This window comes from Nocardiopsis sp. N85, from assembly GCF_028882275.1.
In the GTDB taxonomy this organism is placed as follows: Bacteria; Actinomycetota; Actinomycetes; order Streptosporangiales; family Streptosporangiaceae; genus Nocardiopsis; species Nocardiopsis lambiniae.
Genome location: NZ_JARBUT010000027.1, coordinates 1 through 22450, shown reverse-complemented (window position 1 = coordinate 22450; position 22450 = coordinate 1). Strand labels below are relative to the sequence as shown.

General features: G+C 73.9%; 19 protein-coding genes and 1 tRNA gene. 9 read left to right on the top strand and 11 right to left on the bottom strand.

All coding sequences use genetic code 11. The features are described from left to right. Window positions 1-443 precede the first annotated feature (443 nt). Window positions 444-2756: a transcriptional regulator gene (locus PWG71_RS26390; RefSeq protein WP_274812729.1), complete on the bottom strand. Its 2313-nt coding sequence runs from the start codon at window positions 2754-2756 to the stop codon at window positions 444-446. Between the two features lie 110 nt (window positions 2757-2866). After that, a tRNA-Pro gene (locus PWG71_RS26385) sits at window positions 2867-2938 on the bottom strand. Window positions 2939-3208: 270 nt separating this feature from the next. Between PWG71_RS26385 and PWG71_RS26380 the strand changes: the two genes are divergently transcribed. Beyond that, a complete protein-coding gene (locus PWG71_RS26380) occupies window positions 3209-5032 on the top strand; it encodes an AfsR/SARP family transcriptional regulator (RefSeq protein WP_274812728.1) in 1824 nt (607 codons plus the stop codon). Window positions 5033-5083: 51 nt separating this feature from the next. On the opposite strand, the gene PWG71_RS26375 is transcribed toward PWG71_RS26380, so the two are convergent. The 6 genes from PWG71_RS26375 to PWG71_RS26350 all read right to left on the bottom strand — a co-directional run bounded on the left by PWG71_RS26375 (window position 5084) and on the right by PWG71_RS26350 (window position 9838). Continuing rightward, the gene (locus PWG71_RS26375) at window positions 5084-5638 is read right to left on the bottom strand and encodes a S26 family signal peptidase (protein ID WP_274812727.1); all 555 of its coding nucleotides are present in this window, start codon (window positions 5636-5638) and stop codon (window positions 5084-5086) included. Continuing rightward, the gene (locus tag PWG71_RS26370) at window positions 5635-7500 is read right to left on the bottom strand and encodes an ABC transporter ATP-binding protein (protein WP_274812726.1); all 1866 of its coding nucleotides are present in this window, start codon (window positions 7498-7500) and stop codon (window positions 5635-5637) included. The genes PWG71_RS26375 and PWG71_RS26370 overlap by 4 nt, the downstream gene beginning before the upstream one ends. After that, window positions 7490-8038: a TlpA disulfide reductase family protein gene (locus tag PWG71_RS26365; RefSeq protein ID WP_274812725.1), complete on the bottom strand. Its 549-nt coding sequence runs from the start codon at window positions 8036-8038 to the stop codon at window positions 7490-7492. The genes PWG71_RS26370 and PWG71_RS26365 overlap by 11 nt, the downstream gene beginning before the upstream one ends. Further along, window positions 8035-8619, bottom strand: a complete 585-nt coding sequence (locus tag PWG71_RS26360) for a MauE/DoxX family redox-associated membrane protein (protein ID WP_274812724.1) — start codon at window positions 8617-8619, stop codon at window positions 8035-8037. Before PWG71_RS26360 ends, PWG71_RS26365 begins: the two co-directional genes overlap by 4 nt. Before the next feature lie 146 nt (window positions 8620-8765). Next, window positions 8766-8951 (bottom strand): hypothetical protein, encoded by a 186-nt coding sequence (locus PWG71_RS26355; RefSeq protein WP_274812723.1) that lies wholly within the window; start codon window positions 8949-8951, stop codon window positions 8766-8768. 134 nt (window positions 8952-9085) lie between these two features. Further along, the gene (locus tag PWG71_RS26350) at window positions 9086-9838 is read right to left on the bottom strand and encodes a hypothetical protein (protein ID WP_274812722.1); all 753 of its coding nucleotides are present in this window, start codon (window positions 9836-9838) and stop codon (window positions 9086-9088) included. Window positions 9839-10086: 248 nt separating this feature from the next. Here PWG71_RS26350 and PWG71_RS26345 point away from each other — a divergent pair, with 248 nt between their 5' ends. After that, window positions 10087-10947 (top strand): zinc finger Ran-binding domain-containing protein, encoded by an 861-nt coding sequence (locus PWG71_RS26345; RefSeq protein WP_274812721.1) that lies wholly within the window; start codon window positions 10087-10089, stop codon window positions 10945-10947. 256 nt (window positions 10948-11203) lie between these two features. Here PWG71_RS26345 and PWG71_RS26340 read toward each other — a convergent pair whose 3' ends face one another. Beyond that, window positions 11204-11977, bottom strand: coding sequence for a nucleotidyltransferase domain-containing protein (locus tag PWG71_RS26340; protein WP_274812720.1), 774 nt, complete (start codon window positions 11975-11977; stop codon window positions 11204-11206). A gap of 250 nt (window positions 11978-12227) precedes the next feature. Between PWG71_RS26340 and PWG71_RS26335 the strand changes: the two genes are divergently transcribed. The 4 genes from PWG71_RS26335 (at window position 12228) to PWG71_RS26320 (ending at window position 15581) form a co-directional block, all read left to right on the top strand. Next, window positions 12228-13040 carry an SAM-dependent methyltransferase gene (locus PWG71_RS26335; protein ID WP_274812719.1) on the top strand — a complete coding sequence of 271 codons (813 nt, stop codon included), beginning with the start codon at window positions 12228-12230 and terminating at the stop codon, window positions 13038-13040. Between the two features lie 242 nt (window positions 13041-13282). Continuing rightward, on the top strand, window positions 13283-13675 hold the full coding sequence (locus tag PWG71_RS26330) for an SRPBCC domain-containing protein (protein WP_274812718.1): 393 nt from the start codon (window positions 13283-13285) through the stop codon (window positions 13673-13675). A gap of 77 nt (window positions 13676-13752) precedes the next feature. Then, window positions 13753-13995 carry a copper amine oxidase gene (locus PWG71_RS26325; RefSeq protein ID WP_274812717.1) on the top strand — a complete coding sequence of 81 codons (243 nt, stop codon included), beginning with the start codon at window positions 13753-13755 and terminating at the stop codon, window positions 13993-13995. Between the two features lie 176 nt (window positions 13996-14171). Further along, a complete protein-coding gene (locus PWG71_RS26320; protein ID WP_274812716.1) occupies window positions 14172-15581 on the top strand; it encodes a serine hydrolase domain-containing protein in 1410 nt (469 codons plus the stop codon). On the opposite strand, the gene PWG71_RS26315 is transcribed toward PWG71_RS26320, so the two are convergent. Then, on the bottom strand, window positions 15567-17822 hold the full coding sequence (locus PWG71_RS26315) for an ATP-binding cassette domain-containing protein (protein ID WP_274812715.1): 2256 nt from the start codon (window positions 17820-17822) through the stop codon (window positions 15567-15569). The two genes, PWG71_RS26320 and PWG71_RS26315, sit on opposite strands and share 15 nt — an antisense overlap. 62 nt (window positions 17823-17884) lie before the next feature. On the opposite strand from PWG71_RS26315, the gene PWG71_RS26310 reads away from it, so the two are divergent. After that, window positions 17885-18850: a helix-turn-helix transcriptional regulator gene (locus PWG71_RS26310; protein WP_274812714.1), complete on the top strand. Its 966-nt coding sequence runs from the start codon at window positions 17885-17887 to the stop codon at window positions 18848-18850. Window positions 18851-18920: 70 nt separating this feature from the next. After that, window positions 18921-20033, top strand: coding sequence for an NADH:flavin oxidoreductase/NADH oxidase (locus PWG71_RS26305; protein WP_274812713.1), 1113 nt, complete (start codon window positions 18921-18923; stop codon window positions 20031-20033). Window positions 20034-20063: 30 nt separating this feature from the next. Here PWG71_RS26305 and PWG71_RS26300 read toward each other — a convergent pair whose 3' ends face one another. Next, complete coding sequence (locus tag PWG71_RS26300) at window positions 20064-21521, bottom strand: alanine/glycine:cation symporter family protein (RefSeq protein WP_274812780.1); 1458 nt, start codon at window positions 21519-21521, stop codon at window positions 20064-20066. Between the two features lie 268 nt (window positions 21522-21789). Between PWG71_RS26300 and PWG71_RS26295 the strand changes: the two genes are divergently transcribed. Beyond that, window positions 21790-22230 (top strand): hypothetical protein, encoded by a 441-nt coding sequence (locus PWG71_RS26295; protein ID WP_274812712.1) that lies wholly within the window; start codon window positions 21790-21792, stop codon window positions 22228-22230. Window positions 22231-22450 lie beyond the last annotated feature (220 nt).

Here is a 22450-nt window from a genome sequence, read left to right as displayed (position 1 = left end):
GATCCGCGAGCGGATCGACGGGGTGTCGACCCCGCTGTCGCCGGTCGGCGGGAACGCCGTGGACGTGATCGGCGACGACCGGTCCCCGGCCTCCCGGAACGGCGGTGCGGCCCGGAGCACGCACGGGTGGGCCCCGTCCGGTTCCACGAGGACGTCCGCGCCGCCCGGAGGCATCCGGTGGACGCGCGGATCACCGCGCACCCGTGGGAACCGGTCGGTGGGCCCGGGCCGACCGGCGAAGCGCGTCCCACACGGCGAGGCCGTCGTTGGTCGGCCGGGTGCGCACCGAGCGATGGACCGTGTGGTGGCGCGTACGGGTCGCCCCGCGCGGGGAGTGGAGCCGGGCCAGGGGGCCGGGAACCTCTTCACGGGGTGGGGTCGTCCCGCTCGCGCGAGCCTCTCCGGTGCCCCGTCCGCCGGGCGGGGCACCGTCGGACCGCCGATCAGAGCCGATACGGATGGGGGAGTAACTCCTGCGGGGCGATCCGCAGCATCCAGTGCCGCCGGGCCGTCCACCCCAGGAACCGGACGACCTCCCCCTCGTCGTGGTCCGGAAGGACCCGTCCCTCCACCGCCGCGCGCAGTCCCCTCAGGGCCGGCTCCAGCCGCTCGCGCACGTGGTGGGGCCGCTCCGCGGACGACTCCTCCATCCGGTCGAGCACCTCGCGCTGTTCCGCGAGCGGGCACCGGGACAACAGGAACACGGTCTGCCGCCACGCGAACGCGGCGTTCTTCACGTGCGCGAGCGCGTCCCGGACCCGGGGCAGCGCCCCCACCAGCCGGACCGTCGTCAGGTGCGCCCGCAGGGCCGCCTCCGCCCATCCGTCCGCGGGGCGCGACCCCGCCAGGGTCAGGGCGGCCAGGTTGTGGGTGGTGAGGATCTGCGCCTGTTCGATGACCATGCCGTTGCCCGCGACCGTCCGGGGCGGGTTCCCGGCCCGTTCCCGGCACAGGTCCGCGAAGGTGGGACGCCCCCGTCCGGGGCGTTCCTCCAGGGCGAGCACCCGCGCGCGGTCGATCCCGTAGTAACGGGTGTAGAGGTCGTCCCCGAGCACCTCTGCGGCCACGCGCGCGACCCGGGTGAACTTGGGGGAGAAGGTGCCCATGAAGATGTCGGACGCCAACTCCTCCACGAAACCGAGTTCCAGACCGGCGGTCCGCGCCAGCCCGTTGAGTTCGCTCACCAGCGGGTTCGGGGTGATGGTGCCGGGGAAACGGGTCAGCACCGTGTCGCCGAGCCGGGTGATGAGGGTACGGGCGGCCGTCCGCCGGGTGTCGGCGGAGTCGTGGTGCGGCGTCGACTCGCGCACCCAGGGCAGCTCGTTCCGGCGCACCTGGCTCTCCAGGTTCAGCAGCAGCAGGGAGCGCCGGGTCGCGAACGCCCTGTGGTGGGCGGCGACCAGGCGGGACAGCGTCGGGTCGCCGATCGCGGAGGCCTCGGCCTCGGCGGCCAGGGCCGGCACCAGGGAGGCCAGCACCTCGGCGGAGGGCACGACCCCCCGCTCCACCAACGCGTCCAGGGGCGCGATCACGGCCCGCTCCACCCGGGCGCGCAGCGGACCGGGGATCGCCGCGCCCTCGGGCACGGTGAAGCTCCGCGCCTCCTCGGGGGAGGTGGGGACCAGGACCGCCTCCGTGTCGGGCACCCCGGAGTTGCCGGGCAGCGGCGCCAACCGTTCGCCCAGCAGCGCGGCCAGCACGTCGTGGGCGGGCCGAGCGGCCTGGGCCGCCTGGCCGGCGCGCAGGGCGGTGTGCCCCGGGGAACCGGGTACGCCCCGCTTGGCCGTCATCGAGATCACCGCGTGCCGGAGCAGCCCGCGCCGGCGCGCGCCGAGCCCGCCCTCGGTGAGGGCCTCGCGCAGCGCGGCGAGCAGGATCGCGAGGTTCTCCTTGGGCCTGCGGTGCTTGGTGCACAGTGTGTGCTCGGCGGCGAGCCGCTCGTACTCGTCGAGCAGGGCGGCACCGCGTTCGGTCCAGCCGTCGGGACGACGTGCGTCCACCTCGATGGCGCCCGCGTCCTCGGCGCCGGGGCCTCCGGTGTCCGCCGTGGTCTCCAGCCAGTGCGTCAACAACCGGTCGGCGAACGGGTTCCACACCGCCAGGGCCTCCCCCTGGACCTTGACCCGGTGCGCGCCCTTGGCGGTGACGTCCGCGAGGGAGTGCCGCACGTCCTCGACCGACCACCGGAACACGGAGCCCTCGGGCAGGTTCCGGGCGGGGGCCGGACGCGGGGTCAGGCACAGGGCGGCGGCGAAGGGGTCCAGTTCGCCGAGCACGCGCAGCGCCCCGGCGGCGTCGCCGGCGCGCAGCAGCCAGGTGACGGTGAGCAGCGCCGCCTGTTCGGGCTCGTCGATCTCGTATGCGCCGGAGTCCAGGAGCGAGGAGAGGTGGGCCAGACCCGCTTCGGTGAGGTGGTGGGCGTACAGGGCGGCGCGGTCGGCCTTCAGTCCGTGCCGGTCGATGAGCGCGCGTTCCTGGGGACGCAGCGGACCTCCGGCGGCGGCCTCGCCGGTGGCGAAGCCGCCGTGGGAGACCACCGGGGTGACCCAGGCGGGCATGCCCCTGACGGGGGTGCGCGAACCGATGGACAGCAGGCCGCGGGCCATACCGTCCAGGACCCGCCGCCAGGAGGCGGCGCGGCGTTCGGCGGCCTGGCGCACGGCGGGATCGCCGTGGGTCGCGGCGGTGGCCAGTTCCCTGGCCAGTCGGTCGGCGGCGTATCCGGGGTTCGCTTGCACGGGGGTGGTGTCGTCCATGCCGATGCGGCGGGTTCCGCCCCCGCGACCTCCCGGATGAGCCGGGTGCTCCACTGACTGAGCCACGCATCGTGGATCGGCGCACGCGACTCGGTGCGCGCGCCGATCGGCCGGTACGGCGGGTTCCGCCCCCGCTCCCTCCCGGTCCCGAGCCGGGCGCTCCGCTACTGAGCCACGTACCGCGACGCCCCTCGGAGAGGGGCCGTCGACGGGCCGGGTCCCGCCCCGCGGCCTCCCGGTCGTGAACCGGGTGCTCCGCCGGCCGGGCCGTACCCCGTCGATGTCCGTAACGTAGCCGCGGGAAGGGTCGGCGGAAAAGCGATTTTCCTCGGGGAAAAGGGCGTTGACGGTTTCCGAGGGCGCGGGGTAGCGTGCCTGGGAGCGCTCCCAAACAGTGTCCTCCCTGCCCCCGGGACCGATGTTCCCCAACCCCGTCACCACCGGAGGGCCTCATGGGACTGCGATTCACGCTGCTGGGTCCCGCGCGCGTGTTCGCCGGCACCCGCGAACTCGACCCCGGCACGGCCAAACAACGGGCCCTGCTGGTGGCCCTGCTGCTCCGACCCGGCCGGGTGGTGCCGCTCCACGAGCTGGCCGCCGCGCTGTGGGACGGGGACCCGCCGCGCTCGGCGGTCGCCAATCTGCGAACCTACGTCGGACGGTTGCGGCGACTCGTCGCGTCGGAGCGCATCGTCACCCGCCATCCCGGCTATCTCCTGCGCGTCGATCCCGGGGAACTGGACACCGCCGTCTTCGCCGCCCGCCTCGACGCGGGACGGCGCGCCCTCGACACGGGCGACCTCGGCCGGGCCGAGGACGAACTGACCGCCGCCCTCACCCTGTGGCGGGGGGCCGCGGCCGAGGACGTGCCCCGCACCCTCGACCTGGCGCCGCGCCTCCAGGCGTTGGAGGAACGCCGCCGCACCGCGGCCGAGGACCTGGCCCGGGTCCGCATCCTGCGCGGCGCCGGTCCCGAACTCGTCGGTGAACTGCGCGCCTCCGTCGCCGCCGACCCCGTGCGCGAACGGCAATGGGTCAACCTCGTGCTCGCCCTGCACCGCGCGGGCGACATCGCCGGCGCCCTGGACGTCTGCCGCGCCGCCCACCGGGCGCTCCGGGACCACCTGGGCGTCGACCCGGGAGAGGAACTGGTCCGCCTGCACCGCTCCCTCCTGGACCGCACCCCGCCGCTCGGCCTCCCGACCGTGCGCCCGCCCACCGGACCGTCGGGCCCGAGGGACGAGGGGCCGGTGGGTCGCGGGGCCGAGCGCGCGACCCTCGCCCGCCTGCTCGTCCCCGGAACGGCGCCGGTCGTGGTCGCCGTTCACGGACCCGTGGGCGTCGGGAAGTCGGCCCTGGCCGCCAGGGCGGCGGCCGGGGCCCGGTGGAGGTTCCCCGACGGGCACCTGTGGGTGGACCTGGGGGCGGCCCGCCCCGGCGGTACCCCGCGCTCGCCCCGGGACGTGCTCGCCGACCTGCTGCGCGGACTGGGGGTGGCCCCGGCCGACACACCCGTGGGGACCGAGGACCGCGCCCGCCTGCTGAGCGAACGCGGAGCGGGGCTGCGGTTGCTGTTCGTGCTGGACAACGCGGCCGACGAGGCGCAGGTGCGGCCGTTGATCGCCGACTGGCCGGGCGCCGGCACGCTGATCACCGGGCGCCGGCACCTCGGCGCCCTGGACCGGGCGGAGCACATCGGGCTCGGACCGCTGGCCCACGCCGACGCTGTCGCCCTGTTGGCCCGGACCTGTGGGATCGCGCGGGTCCGCGCCGACCCCCGGTCGGTGGCGCGGATCGCGTCGTTCTGCGATCACCTGCCGTTGGCGTTGCGGATCGCGGGCCTGCGGCTCCGGGCCCGGAGGGAGTGGTCACTGCGGGCGTTCGCCGACCTGCTCGCCGACGAACGCCACCGTCTGGACGTTCTGACCTGCGCGGACCAATCGGTGCGCGCCGCGCTGGACACCGCCTTCGCGCCGTTGCGCGGGGCCGCCCGCGGCACCGAACGGCTGGCGGCGGAACTCTTCGGGCTCCTGGGGGTCCACGCGCACGGTGCGTTCGGTCCCACGGAGGTGTCCGCGCTGTCGGGTCGGGACGACGCCACCGCCACCGCCGCACTGGGGTGTCTGGCCGACGCCCGCCTGATCGAACCGTCGGGTGCCGACCGCTACCGGCTCACCGGCTTGGCACGCCTCTACGCGGCCGAGCTGGGGACCCGGCCGGTGGTGGCCCTGCCCCATCGGGGTGCTCGGGTCTCCCTGACCCCCCGGCCCTTCTGACCAGGCCGTCCCCGTGATCCGGCCGCTCTGGGCGGCGGGGATCGGGTCGGCTCACGCGGGTCCGCTCCCCGGATCGGGAACGTCCCGGCCGTGTTCACCCGGTGTTCGGTCGGCCCGCACCGGCTCGCCGGCGCGCGGTCGGACGGGAGCGCGGCGCGGGGCCAGGGGGCGCAGCACCACCCCGAGCAGGTGGGTTCCGGGCACGGGGCCCCAGGACCGGGAGTCGGTGCTCCACCGGGTGTTGTCCCCGAGCACGATGACCCGCCCGGGCGGGACGGGCGCGCCGGGGGAGGTGCCCGCCGCCCGGGCGCACGAGGCCGGGACCGATCCGCCGGGCAGGGCGGCCACCCGTTTGATCGCCCACCGGTGCCCGTCGGGGTCCGGCGGTCGCGGATCGACGTCTCCGGGCCACTCCAGCACCACCACGTCGCCCACCCGCAGCCCCGCCACCCCGCACCTGCGGACCAGCACCCGGTCCCCCGCGGCGAACGTCGGCTCCATGCTGTCCCCGAACACCTCCACCGTCACCAGGGTGCGCCGCAGCCACAGCAGCGGAACCGCCGTTCCGATGGCGGCGATGACGGCCACGGTCGCGAGCACGGTCATCGAATCCCCTCCGCGGGGCCGGTCCGGTATCCCTCGGCCTGAAGGCCGAACAGGTGCGCGTAGAGGCCCCCCGCCGACACGAGTTCGGCGTGCGTGCCCGACTCGGCCACCCGCCCCTCCTCCAGGACGATCAGCCGGTCGGCGTCGCGCACCGCCCCCAGCCGGTGGGAGATCAGCAGACTCGTCCGCCCCCGCCGGTGCTCGCGCAGCCCGCTGTGGACGGCGTGCTCGGCCTCGGCGTCCAGGCCCGCTCCGGGCTCGTCGAGGATCAACAGGTCCCGGTGGCCGCGCAGGTAGGCGCGGGCCAGCGCCAGGCGCTGCCATTGCCCGCCCGAGAGCGGTACCCCCATCGTGTCGTCGGCGTCGGGTCCGCTGTCGAAGAACAGCCGGGAGAGCAGGGTGTCGTACCCTCGGGGCAGCCCCGTGATCAGGTCGTCGGCCCCCGCCCGCACGGCGGCCTCCCGGACCGGGGCCCGGTCGCCGGACTCCAGGATCCCGACGTCGCCCAGGCCGATGTTCTCCCCGGCGCTGAGGTCGTACTCCATGAAGTCCTGGAACACCGCGCCGATCCGGTCGCGCAGCTCCCCCGGGTCGAGTTCGCGCAGGTCCACCCCGTCCCACAGGATCGTTCCGCGTTCGGGGTCGTACATGCGGCAGAGCAGTTTCACCAGGGTGCTCTTGCCCGCGCCGTTGCGGCCGATCAGTCCCACCGACCGGCCGTGTTCGACGGTGAGGTCCACACCGCGCAGCGCCCACGGGTGATCCGGCGAGTAGCGGAACCACACGTCGCGGAACTCGATCCCGTTCCGCAGCGGGGGCACCGGCCGGGCGGCGGCCCGGACGGGCAGGTCGGGCGGGGCGTCCAGGACGGCGAGGTAGTGGTCGAACAGCAGCAGTTCGTGGTGGGCGAGGGTGAGGTCCCGGACCAGTCCGGCCATCGCGGCCTGCACGCCGGCCACCGCCACCACGAACAGCGACACGTCCCCGACGGAGACGCGCCCGTCGGCGGCCGCGAGCACCGTCCACACCAGTCCCGCCCCCGCGATCCCCGCAGACACCAGCCCCAGGCCGCCCTGTGCGCCCAGCACCCGCAGGTCCATGCTCCGGAGTTCGGCGTTGGCGGCGCTCCGCTCCCGGGCCATGCGGCCCCGCAGGAACCGGGCCGTTCCGAACAGCCGCAGCTCCTTGGCGGCCTGGACGTTGGACAGCAGTTCGCGGAAGAAGATCTCCTTGCGCTCCACCGGCCCGATCCGCCACATCATCGCCGCCCGGTCGCGCGACAGCCGCAACTCCACCACCAGGGCGGGAAGCGCCGACAACAGGACGGCCACGGCCATCCACGGGCTGATCAGCAGCAGGGACCCGAGGAAACCGAGGATGGTCACGACACCGCCGGCGAGGGTGAACACGCTGTTGACGACGACACCCGGAGTGCGACCCCCCGACTGTTGGGCGAGCCGCAGCCGGTCCAGGAAGGCGGGGTCCTCGAACCGGCTCAGGCCGGTGAACCGTTCGGTACCGGCGAACAGTCGGTCCTGGGACACCAGCGACACCCGACGCTCGACCTCGTTGGTCAGGTAGTGCCCCGCGTGCGGGGTCAGGGCGGTGATCACTCCCGCCGCGGCCAGGCCGACCGCCACGGCCGCGAGCCCTTCGGTCGACGGCTCCGGGGCGACGATCATGTCCAGGACCGCCTTGGTCAGCCATGCCACCAGTACCGGGACCCCGGCCTGGACGAGGGTGATCAGCCCGTATCCGAGGGTCAGGTGCGGGCCGGCCCTCCACGCCAGTGCGAACGCGGCGCCCACCCCGCGCAGGACGGCCCGGGGTCCGGTGCGGGCGGGGCCCGGGTCAGGCCGCAACGGGGGCGTCCAGGTCGGTGGCGAGACGACCGCTGGAGAGCACCCGCCCGGTGCCGTCCACCCGTAGGAAGGCGGGGAAGGCGAGGACGCCCAGTGCGTCGGTCACGGTCCCCTGTGGGCCGTCGACCACGACACGGGCCACGGGGGAGAGCCGCGCGGCCTCCTCCGCCACCTGCGCCCGGTCCCCGGCCAGGACCGCCAGCACGGACCCCCGGCCCCCGGGCAGGGCGCCGGCCCGCTCCAGGAAACGCGGCAGCTGTTCGGCGCAGGCACCGCACCCCGGGGAGAACACGGCGATGAGGACGGGGTCGGCGAGGGCTCCGGAGCCGACGGTGTCGCCGTCCTCGGTGACGGCGCTGAAGGCGCCGATCCGTTCGCCCGGGGGGAGCACGGTGGTACCGGGCATCCCTCGCGTGGACAGGTTCCCGATGAGTTCGGTGTGCTCCTTCAACCTGCGGATGACACCGACGGTCAGCAGCAGGTCGAGCAGGCACAGGACGACGGCCAGGCAGGCGGCGATGAGGGCGGCGACGATCATGAGGGGGTCGGGCTCCCGGGAGTGAGGGGGGTGAACAGGTCGAGGATGTCGTCCAGTAGCAGGACGGGCAGCGCGGTGAGGGCGCCGGCGGCCAGGGCGACCGCGACGACGACGGGAACGGCGTGGGCGTGCGGGCCCGCGGCGATGGCGAGCAGTCCGGCCGTTCCGGCGCCGATGAGGGCGAGGTTGCGCACCACGTGGGCCGGGTGGATCGGGCGCTCCGCGGAGCCGAGGCAGGCGCACGGGACGCGGTCGCCGCGGCGCAGCACGCCGATGAGGGCGGTGGTGAAGGTCGCGAGCAGTGCGAGGGAGAGGAGGATCCCCGCCGTCGCCGTCCACGGGGCCAGGAGCAGGACGACCGCGATCGCCTCCAGGGCCAGGACGAGGGCCGCGGCCCGCCGCGCCCCCGCCGGGCGGGACGCGCCGGAGGGGGTCAGGGCCGCGAGCAGCCGTGCGGGCGCCAGCCGCTCGGTGGCGGACACGAAGTCGCCCCGGTGGGCGCGATCGCGCAGCGCCCCCAGGACGGAGGCGCCCAGGACCACGGCGAGCAGTGCCCGGACCGCGATCGGAAGGTAGAGCATGCGGGTCCCTTCGGAGGGCGTCACGGTCGCGCGTCCGGTGCCCCGCCCCACCGGGCGGAACGGGGCGCCGGACGCACGGACGCGATTCCGGCGGTGTCGGCGACATACCGGGTACACGGCCGGTACATCGCCTGATCACCGGCGGATCAGCAGCGGCTGTAACCCGTGCAGTGGCTGCCGCCGGGGATGCCGCCGCCGGTGCAGCAGTAGCGGCGGTAACAGGGGCTGCTGATGGGCAGGTACTCGTACCAGCAGACCACCGCCGAGGCCCGAGCACGGGGGACGAGACCGGTCAGCAGGCGGTCGCCGGCGGAGGTGATGAATCGACGCATCGGACGTTCCTCTCATGGGGGGTGTGATCCGGACACCCGGGACACGAGGCCGTGCGGGTGACCGTGCACCACATCCTGGGAACGCCGTCGATAAAAGGGGTACACCGCCGATACAACGCCCGGTCGCGGGACGTTCAGGCGCCGGACCCCGGACCGTAGGGGGTGGCGAACCGGGTCGCCAGGTCGAACACCGCCGTCGGCTCCGGCAGCGGGCCGCGCGCCAGCAACGTCGCCAGGCACGGACACCATCGGGCCCGGCCCTGGACGGCGCAGGCCAGCACCCCCAGCAGGCGCAGGGACAGGGCCAGGTCGGCCAGGTGGGGCCCGGGACGCTCGACAGCGGCTCCCGGGACGAAGGCCCGCAACCCGAGCTGTTCCTCCTTGGCCCGGGCCAGGTCCCGGGCGATGCGGTGCTCGGGGGTGGGCGCCAGGTCGACCAGGCCGTCGTCGGCGATGCGCCGCAGCGCCCCCACGGTGACGGCGGTGGGGGATTCACAGACGCGGGCCAGCGCCTCCAGGGTGGGACAGTCGGCGCGGTGGGCCGGGGAGCAGACCCGCCGCCATCGTTCGGCGGGCAGAAGCGAGGCGAAGCAGTCCACGGCGGCGCGGGCGCGCGGGGTGAGCCAGTGGCGGACGTGTTCGGCGTTGCCCGGGGCGTCGACGGGGACCGGCCAGGGGGTGGGGAGCAGGGCGCGCAGTGACAGGCCGCGGCGTCGAGGGGCGCGCAACGGTTCGGGACGGCGCGTCCACGGGTCCGGTTCGACCCGGCGGGCCAGGGCGTGCGGGGTGTGGTCGGCGCAGGGCGGGCTGAGGCGGGGGCGGAGGCAGCGGCCGCCACGGAGGGTGGGACCGTCGCAGGGGTGTGCGCGAACGAGGTTCCGGGCCATGGTTCCGAGGATCCCCGACCGGTACGGTTCGGGCCATGGCCTCGACGGCCAGGTTCCCGGGACGGGCGGTAAGAGACGAGGTCACCGGCGGGGGAGGAGGGTGTGGCCGGAAGTGGCAACCGTGACGGGGGTTTCGTAAGGGTTCCGTGTCATCTGTGGGGGTACCTCCGAAGCGCGCGGATTCCGTCGTTCCGGCCCGTTCCGGGGGTCTCGCGTCGTACGGTGGGGGCTGATCCGGGGGAGGACCCGTGGCGGAAGGCGATTGGCGGTGCGGGGTCTGCGCCGCCCTCAACGAACCCGTGAGCCGGGCCTGCCTGGTGTGCGACACCGTCCGCACGGTGGTCGCCCGGGAGGAGGGCCCGGCGGACCTGTTGGCCGCTCCGGTGGGGACCGAGGTCTTCCAGGGGTCCGCCGCGCCGCCGACGCTCCCCGACGACCTGCCGTCGGTCCGGGTGATGGAGCCGCCCGCCCCCGCGCCGGACCGGCCGGGACGGCGGTCGGGGCGTGTCGGTTCGGGCGGTGCCGTCGCGGGCGGCCACGTCCCGAGGGCGTGGGCCGGCGGGGGAACGGCGGGCCCGCCCCCGGGAACCCCGACGCCCCCGAACCCCGCCCCTCCCTCCGCCACCACGGCGCCGCTGCCGGTGGTCCCCGGCGAACGCCGACGGACGTGGCCGCGTGTGTCGCCCGGGACGGTGCGGGCCCTGGCGCTCGGCGCGCTCGGCCTGACCCTCATCGTGCTCTGGTGGGTGCTGCCCGGGGGCGAGGGCGAGGAGGAGGCGTCGACGGGGCCTCCGCCCCAGCGGCCCTGCCCGGACCGGGTGGCCGCGCTCATTCCCGGTTCCGGGGACGGGCCCCTGGTGGAGTCCTATGAGACCGAGCGGCACCGGATCGTCCTGTGCGCCGACGGGACCGGCGCCCTGTACTACTTCGGGGAGTTCCTCGACGGCACCGGCGAGCCCATGGTGGTGCCCGCCGAGCGCGACGGGGACGGGTACACGGCGCGGGCGGGGGAGACGCGGTACGAGATCGCCGACGGGAGGGTCGTCGTCATCGGAGGTGACGGGGCCGAACTGGCCCGTCACGACCTCATCGAGGTCGACCCGTCGTGAGACGACGGGCGCACCCCGCCGGGGCGCGCCCGAACGTTCGCTAGCGGGTCTTGACCAGCGTGGCGACGATGCCGGCGATCAACATCATCGACAGGCTCACGCACATCAGCACGAAGGCGATGGTTCCGATCACGGTTGGTTCTCCTCACGTTCGCTCTTGCCCGGCACTCGACCGGCGCGCGTACCTCTACGGGGGGTCACCCTATCTCCCCCCTGCCGGGTCGCCGCGCCGGGGCGGGTGCCGCGACCTGCGCGGTCATCCCCGGTCCCAGGCCCGACGGTAGGTGTCCACGAGCCAGCGGTCGGCCCAGTCGGTGTCGGGGTCGGCGGGCAGTTCGGCGGTCTCGCACAGGACGACCAGTCGCTCCTCCAGGTCCCGGGCGCGCTCCAGTGCCTCGGCCCTGGTGTGCTCGCCCCTGCGCAGCTCGCGCAGCCACGTCCGGTCGGGTTCGGGCATGGGCAGGGTGAGCCGACCGGTCTCCAGCAGTTCCACGCCCTGGACGCCCAGCCGCACCATGTGGTAGGCGAACTTGGTGTCGAAACCGTACCGTTCCACGAGTTCGGGCCGGTTGGTGTGCTTGCCGCCGTGCGTCCCCTCCATCCGCTCGCGTTGGGCGCGCAGGTAGCCCAGGAACCGGTGGCCGGCCCGACGGGACAGGACGCGGTCGGTCCGGGAGCGCAGGTCGCGGCCGACGTCGGTGATCTCGACGATCTCGTGTTCGGGCACGTACAGCGGGAGCAGCACGGTGGGGTTGCCCTCCAGCGCCAGGCGCATCCACTTGCGCAGCGAGTAGACGGTGAGGTCGAGGTCGCCGGGGCCCGAGCGCACGTGTTCGGGTCGGGTGCGGTGGATGTACTGCTCGAAGGTCCGCAGGCCGACCACGTACTCGGGGGGCTCGACGCACAGGCCCATCTCGTCACGGTCGTCCTGGTCGGTGACGGTGACGCCGTGCACGCCGGAGCCGACCTGGCAGCGCAGCACCGTGCCCTTCTCGGCGATGGCGGCGAATTCCGGTGTCGAGTGCTTCACGGGTGGCTCCCCGGATCGTGGTCGGTCGACCGGCAAACTATCGCTCCCGACGACGGAACGCCCGTGGTTTTCACACGAGGCGCACCGATGCGGTCGCCATGTCCGTAATAGTAAGAAAAAGAGGAGAATCTGAAGAAAAGTGCGATGAGCGGCGTCCCACGCTTGCCCCACGGGGCCCGGGAACCGTTTACTGATCGGCGTACCGTGCGCGATCGGCCATCAGTGCCCGATCAGGACAGGAAGTAGGAACGTGTCCCCGGAGACGCCCGAGGGTCGGCCCTCGAAGATCGACACCACCATCCCCCACAACGCCCGCATCTGGAACTACTGGCTGGGCGGCAAGGACAACTACCCGGTGGACCGGGAGATGGGCGAGCAGATCCGCTCGTTCTTCCCCGAGATCGTGGACAACGCGATCGCCGACCGGGCCTTCCTGGTCCGCACCGTCACCCACCTCGTCCGCGAGGAGGGCGTCCGGCAGTTCCTGGACATCGGCACCGGTCTGCCCACCCTCGACAACACCCACGAGGTCGCCCAGTCCCTCGCCCCGGACGCCCGCGTGGTCTACGTCGACAACGACCCGCTGGTGCTGGCGCACGCCCGTGCCCTGCTCACCGGGAGCGAGGAGGGCGTCACCGACTACATCGACGCCGACCTGCGCGATCCGAAGGGCATCCTGGCCGAGGCGGCCAAGACCCTCGACCTGTCCCGGCCGGTCGGTCTCATGCTGCTCGGCGTGGTGAACTTCGTCGAGGACGACGACGAGGTCCGCGCCATTCTCGACACGCTGCTGGGCGCGCTGGCCCCGGGCAGCCACCTGGTCATCTCGCATCCCACCGACGACATCGACCGCGAGCGCGCCCACCAGGTCGCGGCGGCCTGGAACGAGAAGGGAACGCCCAAGCTCACCATCCGCTCGGCGGAGGGCATCGAGGCGCTGTTCGACGGCCTGGAACTGCTGGAGCCCGGGGTGGTCTCCTGCTCGCTGTGGCGTCCGGCCGAGACCGAGATCGGCGAGATCCGCCCGGTCGCCGAGTACGGCGGCGTCGCCCGTAAGAACTAGCCGGTCACGGCGACCGGTCGACGCGCGGCCCCGTCCGATCGGGGCGGGGCCACGCCGTGCTCCGCCCCGGCCGAGGGTTCGGTGGCACGCCGCATCGCGTACCGGCCCCGGGCCGACGGTCACCGCCGTGTGCGAGTCTGATGGGACGTCGAGGGAACGGGAAGGACCGTCATGGACGGGCGACGCGTGGATCGCGGGGAGCTCCGGATGGCGCCCCCGCCGACGTCGTCCACCGGGCGCTGATGGACCCGCGCTCCCTGGAACGGTGGCTGCCCCCGGAGGGGATGACCGGCCGGGTGGAGCGCTTCGACCCGCGTCCGGGCGGCGGATACCGGATGACCCTCACCTATCGGGATCCCGGACGCGGCAAGACCGACGCGGACACCGACGTCGTCGAGGTCGGGTTCGTGGACCTGGTCCCCGAGGAGCGGGTCGTCCAGCGCGTGGTCTTCGCATCGGACGATCCCGCCTTCGCCGGGACCACGACGATGACCTGGCGGCCGGCCTCCGACGGCGCCACCACCCTGGTCACCGTCACCGCCGAGGACGTTCCGCCCGGGATCTCCCCCGAGGACCACGCGGCCGGGCTCGCGTCCTCCCCGGCCCGGCCGGCCGCCTTCGTCGAACGCGGCTGAACGGTCCCTCAGGAGCCTGCGCGGGCGCGGATCTGCGGGACGGTCTCACCGAACTCCGCGCGCAGCATCCGCCCCAGATGACCGGTGTCCAGCACATCCCGGCGGGCCGCACCATCGACGGGGAGGACGTCGGGGTCCGGCACACCTTCGGGCTGACCCACGCTCCCCGGCCGGAGGACCGGTCGATCATCCCGGTGGCCCGCCCCGGGTTCCAGCTGTGGCCGGTGGGGTTCTTCGACCGCAACCCCACCCTGGACGTCCCGCCGGGCACCTCCGCCCACCGCGCTCCGGAAGGCGGGGCGGGCCACTGCCACGACTGACGGTGTGAGGCGCTCATCGAGGACGATTCGCGGCCGGGGCACCCGGCCCCGTCGAACCCCCGGCCGCGACCGGCCGCGATGCCCGGTGGGTCGACCCTCCGGCCCTCTAGGGTGGCCGTGGGTCTCGGGCGCGGGCCGCGCGGAGTCCCACCGGCCACGACCGACAGGGGAGCGCCTTGCCTCACGACCCGACCACCCCCCTCGACCCCGACCACTGGACCGCCCGGCTGTCCGATCTCGCGCGGCGTCACGGTGTGCCCGGCGCCCAACTGGGCGTGCTGCGCCCGACCCCCGACGGGGGCGGGGAGACGATCGCGGTCGCGCACGGCGTCCTGGACGCCGGCACCGGCCACCCCGTCGGCACGCGCTCGGCCTTCCAGATCGGATCGATCACCAAGGTGTGGACGGCGACCGTGATCATGGGTCTGGTCGAGGAGGGGCTGCTGACCGTGGACACCCCGGTCGCGGAGATCCTGCCCGAGGCGGTCCCGTCCGAGGCCGCGACCACGGCCGGGGTGACCGTGCGCCACCTGCTCGCCCACACGAGCGGGATCGACGGCGACCTGTTCACCGACACCGGCCGGGGCGACGACGCGATCGAGCGGTACGTCGCCGCGCTCCCCGAGGCCGCCCGCGTCCACCCCCTGGGCGCCACCTTCTCCTACTGCAACTCCGGTTTCGTGCTGCTCGGCCGGATCATCGAACGGCTCACCGGACTGGTCTGGGACGAGGCGATGCGCGAACGCCTCTTCGTCCCCCTGGGGCTGGAGCGCACCGGCACCCTCCCCGAGGACGCGTTGCTGCACGACGCCGCGATCGGCCATGTCACGGGCCTGCCCGAGCCGGTGCGCGCCGCGCGGTGGGGGCTGCCCCGCTCGGTGGGACCGGCTGGCGGCGTCACCGCCGACGTCGGTGACGTGCTGCGCTTCGCCGCCGTCCACCTGCGCGGCGGCGTCACCGCCGACGGGACCCGGATCCTCGAAGAGGACACCGTGCGCGCCATGACGGAGTTCCAGGTGAAGGTGCCCGACCCCCACACCCTCGGCGATTCCTGGGGACTGGGCTGGATCCGCCACGACTGGCACGGGCACCGTCTGATCGGCCACGACGGCAACACCTTCGGCCAGTCCGCCTTCCTGCGCCTGCTGCCCGAGATCGGCACGGCCGTCGTCCTGCTCACCAACGGCGGCCGCGCCCGCGACCTCTACCGGGACCTGTACGGGGAGGTCTTCGACACGCTGGCCGGGGTGCGGATCCAGGAGGCGTTGGCGCCGCCCGCCGTCCCGGTGGACGTCGACATCACCCCCCACCTGGGCGTGTACGAGAACGCGGCCGAACGCCTGGAGGTCCTCAAGAGCGCGGACGGGCCGGTGCTCCGGGTGACCGCCCTGGGTCCGCTGGCCGCCCTGGAGCCCGAACCCGTTCGGGAGCACCCGTTGGTCGCGGTCGGCCCGGGGGTCCACGCGACCCGCCCCGCGGACACGCTGACCTGGACCCCGGTGACCTTCTACCGTCTGGACACGGGACGGGAGTACGTCCACCGCAACGGGCGGGCGCTGCCCCGGGCGGGCTCACCCGCCGTGTAGCGCGTCGGCGGTGGCGGTGCCGCGCAGACCCGCGGGCGGGCCCTGGTAGAGGATCCGTCCGCCGCGCGCGCCGGGTCCGGGGCCCAGGTCGATGATGTGGTCCGCGTGCCGCATGACGTCCACGTCGTGCTCGATCACGACCACCGTGTGCCCCTGTTCGACGAGCCGGTCCAGGACGTCGAGCAGGACGGCGACGTCGCCCGGGTGCAGGCCCGTGGTGGGCTCGTCCAGCACGTACGTCGCCGGTTCGGGGGCCTCCCGCAGTTCCCGGGCGATCTTGAGGCGCTGGCACTCACCGCCCGACAGGCTCGTGAGGGGGCGGCCCAGGCGCAGGTGGCCCAGACCGACCCGGTCGAGCCGGCGCAGCGCCGCGCGGATCCGGTCGTCGGGCAGCCGTCCGATCGCCTCGGTGACCGTCAGGTCGTCGATGTCGGCGATGGACGCCCCGCCGACCCGGTGGCGGAGCACCTCCTCCGTGAAGCGGCGGCCGTCGCAGACCGGGCACACGGTCTCCCGGCTCTCCAGGAACGCCAGGTCCGTGCGGACCGTGCCCAGCCCGCGGCACTCGGGGCAGGCCCCGTCGGAGTTGGCGCTGAACCGGCCGGCGGGCAGACCGCTGTGCGCGGCGAACAGGGCGCGCAGCGGGGCGGCGACACCGGTGTAGGTGACGGGTGTGGAACGCCGGTTGACGGTGACGGGCCGCTGGTCGATCACGACCGCCCCGTGGCCGGCGATGAGCTCCGCCGCCAGGCTGGACTTGCCCGACCCGGCGACGCCGGTGAGCACCGTGAGCACCCCGAGGGGGACGTCCACGGTGAGGTTCCCCAGGTTGTTGCGGGTGGCGTCGCGCACCGTGAGGGCCCCGGCGGACGGTCGCGGCTCCGCGCGCACCGGTGTCCGCGCCGCGAGGGCGGCGGCGGTCGCGGTGCCCGCGGCCCGCAGCGCCTCGAACGACCCCCGGTGGACGATCCGACCCCCGTCGGCGCCCGCGCCCGGTCCGATCTCGACGATCTCGTCGGCGACGGCCATGACGGCGGGGTCGTGCTCGACGACCAGCACGGTGTTCCCCCGGTCGCGCAACCGCGCCAGCAGCCCGGTCATCGACGCGACGTCGCTCGGGTGCAGGCCGACGGTGGGCTCGTCGAACACGTAGATCATCTCCACGAGGTCGCCGCCCAGGTGCTTGACGGTCTTGACCCGCTGCGACTCCCCGCCGGACAGGCTCGTGGTGGCCCGCCCCGGGTGCAGGTACCCCAGGCCGATCTCCACCATGGCCCGCAGGCGTTCCCCGAGTTCGGCCACGACGGGCGCGACCGCGGGGTCGTCCACCTCCGCCACCAGGGCGGCGAGGTCGGCGATCTCCGTACGGGCCAGTTCCCCGAGGGTGGACCCCAGGACGGTGGCGGTACGGGCCGCCTCGTTCAGTCGGTCGCCGCGGCACTCCGGGCAGACCCCGGAGCGGGTGAACCGCGCCGTGGTCTCCCTCTTGCGGTCGGACGTCTCGCCGGCGGCGCGCAGGTGGATCCGCTCGAAGCGCTCCACGATCCCCTCGTACTCCCTGGCGGGCCGGCCGCCCAGCCGCGCCGCGTGCTCACCGCCGTACAGCAGGGCCCGGCGTTCGTCCTCCGTCCACTCCCGCAGCGGGGTGTCGGCGGTGAAGGACCCGACGTCGGCGTAGCGTTCGTACCAGTGCCGGCCGTCGCCGAACCCCGGGACGCGGATCGCCCCCCGGGCGAGGGACAGGTCGAGGTCGAGGAACCGGTCGATCGCGCTCACCACGACCTCGCCCAGCCCGGAGCAGGTGGGGCACATCCCGGCGGGGTCGTTGAACGAGAACCGGGACGCCTCGCCCACGTGCGGCGTGCCGATCCGGGAGAACAGCAGCCGCAGGTACGTCCAGATCCCGGTGACGGTCCCGACGGTGGAGCGGGCGTTGCCGCCCAGCCGCCGCTGGTCGACGACGACCACGGGGGACAGCCCCTCGATCCGGTCCGCGTCGGGCCGGGTCCACGTGGGAAGCCGGTCCCGGACGAACGGCGGGAAGGTCTCGTTGAGTCGGTGCCCGGCCTCGGCCGCGATGGTGGCGAACACCAGCGACGACTTGCCCGACCCCGACACCCCCGCGAACACCACCAGGCGTCCACGGGGCACGTCGAGGTCGATCGACCTCAGGTTGTTGGTCCGCACGCCGCGCAGGCGGATCACCGGGTCGTCCCTCGTCTCCATGCCGGTCGTCTCCATGATGGCGAGGCTAGAACCGGATGCGGCCGGAAAACGACCGCGATCTCGGCGAGACTGGACCCATGGCGGACGTCACCGGGCGCATCCTCGCCCTGCTCACCACCCTCCAGTCCGGACGCTCCTTCACCGGGGAGGAACTGGCCGCGCGGCTCGACATCAGCCCCCGGACCCTGCGCCGCGACGTCGAACGCCTGCGCGGCTACGGCTATCCGGTGAGCACCCGCCCCGGGCCCGGCGGCCACTACCGGTTGGTGGCGGGCGCGGCCATGCCGCCGCTGGTGTTCGACGACGACGAGGCCGTCGCCACCCTCCTGGGGCTCGCCGCCCTCGCCGTCGGAGGCGACGCCGAGGGCGGGAGCGTGGAGGAGGCCGCGACCCGCGCCTACGGCAAGGTCGACCAGTACCTGCCCGCCCGGCTGCGGCACCGCGCCGCCCGGCTCCGCGAGAGCCTGGAGAGCACCACCGTGCCCGGTCCGGCCACCGCGGCCCGGGACCTGTCGACCCTCGCCGACGCCGTCCGGCGTCGACGGATCGTCGCCTTCGACTACCGGGGCCGCACGGGAGAGGTCTCCTCGCGGCGGGTCGAGCCGCACCGCCAGATCCACCACCGACGGCGGTGGTACCTGCTGGCCTGGGACGTCGACAAGGAGGACTGGCGGCTGTTCCGGACGGACCGCGTCGCCGACCTGCGGGTGACGCACGGGGTGCACGGGCCGCGACCGCTGCCCGCCGACACCGCCGCGGACTATCTGCGGCGAGGGCTGGACCGCGACCGTACCCGGGTCGTCCTCACCGTGGACGCGCCCTCGGCGGCGGTGGCGGACGCCTTCGCCGAGCACGACGCCGAGTTCGAGGCCCTCGACGACGCCCGGACCCGCGTCGCGGTGATGACCGACACCTGGGAGTGGCTGTTGCCGCCCCTGGCGTTCCTGGCCGCCGGGGTCACCGTCCACGAACCCGACGCGATCCGTGACGCCCTGCGCGGGTTCGGCGCGCACCTGCGCGGGGGCGACGCGATGGTCCGATGAACACCGTAGTACGATGTTCGTCGTATAAAAGTCCGCCGGACTCCCCCGCACCGAGGAGCGAAGAGCCGCCGTGAGCTCCCTGTTCACCCCGCTGACCCTGCGGTCACTGACCATCCCCAACCGCGTGTGGATGGCCCCGATGTGCATGTACTCGGCCGCCGACCAGGGTCCCGAGGCCGGTGTGCCCACCGACTTCCACCTCACCCACCTGGCCTCCCGCGCCGCCGGCGGGACCGGCCTGGTCATGGCGGAGGCCACCGCCGTGCGGCCCGAGGGTCGGATCAGCCCCGCGGACCTGGGCCTGTGGAACTCCGCCCAGCAGGCCGCCTTCGCCCGCGTCACCTCCGCCATCGCCGACCACGGCGCGGTCCCCGCCGTCCAGCTCGCCCACGCCGGCCGCAAGGCCTCCGTCGACCGTCCCTGGAACGGCCACCGCTCCGTCCCCGGGAACGAGGGCGGCTGGACCCCCGTCGCGCCCAGCGCCGAGGCCTTCCCTCCCCTGCCCGTGCCCCACGAGCTCACCGTCGACGAGATCGAGCGGCTGATCGCCGACTTCGCCGCCTCCGCCGAACGCGCCCTGGCCGCGGGCTTCCGCGTGGTGGAGGTGCACGGCGCCCACGGCTACCTCCTCAACTCGTTCCTGTCCCCGGTCGGCAACCACCGCACCGACGCCTACGGGGGGAGCTTCGAGAACCGACTCCGCCTCCCGCTCGCCGTCGTCGACGCGGTGCGCGCGGTCTGGCCCGAGGACCTGCCGGTGTTCTTCCGGGTCTCGGCCACCGACTGGCTCACCGAGAACACCGAGGACCCCCGCGAAGGATGGACCGGCGAGGACACCGTCCGCCTGGCCAAGGAACTCCAGGCCCGGGGCGTGGACCTGCTCGACGTCTCCACCGGGGGTATGGCGCCCAAGGCGCGCATCCCGGTCGCCCCGGGCTACCAGGTGCCCTTCGCCGAACGGGTGCGCGCCGAGACCGGCATGCCCACCGGAGCGGTCGGCCTCATCACCGAACCGGCCCAGGCCGAGGAGATCGTCGCCTCCGGCCGCGCCGACGCCGTCCTGCTCGGCCGCCGGCTCCTGCGCGAGCCCTACTGGGCCAACAGGGCCGCCGCCGAACTCGGCGCCGCGCCCCGCTGGCCCGAGCAGTACGGCTACGCCATCACCCCGCGCGCCGGGAGGTAGCGGACGCGATGGGAGAGCGGGAGGAGGAGGTCAGACACCGGCCTCCTCCTTCCGCTCCGGGGCCGGGTCCCAGCACCGGACGTTGGGCAGCTCCGGCAGTCGGTCGGCGGTGAACACCGGGTCCAGCCCCTGCCCGCGCTGCTCCGTGTAGTCCTTGAGGAGCTTGAGCGCGACGCCCGCCAACGGCACGATCGCCGCCAGGTTGAGCAGGGCCATGAACCCCATGGTGGTGTCGGACAGCGTCCACACCAGCTGGATCGAGCCGATGGAGCCCAGGAAGGTCGCCACCAGGAAGACCCACTTGTAGGTGGTCAGCAGCCTCTCGCTTGAGTTGAGGAAGCCGATGTTGGACTCCCCGTAGTAGTAGTTGCCCAGCACCGAGCTGAAGGCCAGCAGGAAGATGATGACCGTCAGCGCGTGCACCGCCCAGGCGCCGAGGTTGGCGCCCAGCGCGTCCTGGGTCATCGTGGCGCCCAGATTCTCACCGTAGGAGGGGTTGGAGAGCAGGATGATGAAGGCGGTGACCGAGCAGACGACCAGGGTGTCGAAGTAGACGCCCAGCGTCTGCACCAGACCCTGCTTCACCGGGTGGCTGACGCTGGCTGTGGCCCCGGCGTTGGGGGCCGAACCCAGCCCCGCCTCGTTGGAGAACATCCCGCGCCGCACGCCCTGGATGATCGCGGTGCCCAGACCGGCGGCGGCGACCTCGCGCAGGCCGAACGCGTGCGCGAACATGAGCGAGACGACGCCGGGGATCTGCTCGATGTTCATGAGCACGACGATGACGCCCAGCACCAGGTAGGCCAGCGCCATGAACGGGACCAGCAGCTGCGCGACGTGGGCGATGCGCCGGATGCCGCCGAAGATGACGCCCGCGGTCAGCACCACCAGTGCGACGCCGACGGCGGCGGGCAGCCACGGCATGGCGTCGGTGTCGGCGCCCAGCTCGGACGCGGATCCGACGAGGGTGCTGGAGATCGTGTTCGCCTGCACGGCGTTGAAGACGAAGCCGAAGGTCACCGTGATGGTGATCGCGAAGACCACGCCCAGCCAGCGCTTACCCAGTCCGTACTGCATGTAGTAGGCCGGGCCGCCCCGGAAGCCGTCCTTGTAGGGCACCTTCCACAGCTGCGCCAGCGTGGACTCCACGAAGCTGGCGGCGCCGACGAGGAACGCCATGAGCCACATCCACACCACGGCGCCGGGGCCGCCCAGGGAGATCGCGGTGGCCACGCCCGCGACGTTGCCGGTCCCCACCCGGGCCGCGGCGGACACCGCGAACGCCTGGAAGGAGGAGATGGACCGCCTGTTCCCGTCGTCCGCGTGCCCCGAGCCGGCCAACGCACCGAACATGGCGGGGAGGAGCCGGAACTGCACCAGCCCCAGCCGGACGGTGAAGTAGAGGCTCGCGGCGACCAGCACCACGATGACCAGGGGCCAGAAGAGTTCGTTGTTGAAGACGCCGATGGCGTCGGTCAACCCTTGCATGAGAGGGGAGCTCACCGTTTCCACAGAGGATGGGGATGTCCGTACGGAGGCCCTTACTCGCCCGATTCGTCCGTATTAAACACGATGCGTCCGCTCGGAGTCTTTCCGTCATGGAATCGTTGCCGAGGAGCGGTGCTGTGCCCCCGGAGGCGCCTCGGGAGCGTCGCCGGGCCGCCCTCCCGGTGTCCTCGCCCTGGCGCGCGCCGCCCGCTCAAGAGAGAGTCCCGGCCCCGCCCGGCGGTGGCCCTCTGGAAAACTTGGAGGACACGTGAACGAACAGGCCACGCCGCTGTCCGAGCGCTGTGGAACGTGCGGCGCCTCCCGCGCCGGATGGGCGGCACAGGAGGCCGCGGGCGGGCGGCTGCGCTGGACGCTCGAATGGTCCTGCGACTGTGGCGAGGTCTGTGATCGGGGGAGAGGCCCGGCCCCGACGCGGGTGCGCGCGGTCATCGTGGCGTCGCACGGGACGCACCGCCTGGTCCTCGCGGACCCCCGGACCCGGAGCGGGAGGATCCCGAAGGCCTTTCGGGACGTGTTCGGCATGACCCTTCACGAGGCCGGGGAGGCGGTCGCCGCGCTGCGGGAGGAAGGGTACGAGGGCACCCGTACCGAGGTCCTCCTGCTCGCCGCGCTCCTGGAGGAGGCGGGCATTCCCACCGAGATCCACCCGGCCCCACTCCGAGGCCGGGCGGACCCGCCGGCGGGATGATCGAGAGGGCGTGATCACTCAGGGGCGCCGACAACGTCTGACCCGGGCGGCTGACGCCTTCACGGTCCATCCGACCGGTGCCTTGGCCCCCGTACCGGTCGACCACGCCAGCGACCTCTCACCGGGTCGGGTGAGATCACCCGTCAGGCGTCGGTCTTCTCGAACCGGGAGGGGAAGGGGAAACGGTCGGTCAGGACCCGGTGGACCATCGCGGTGACCT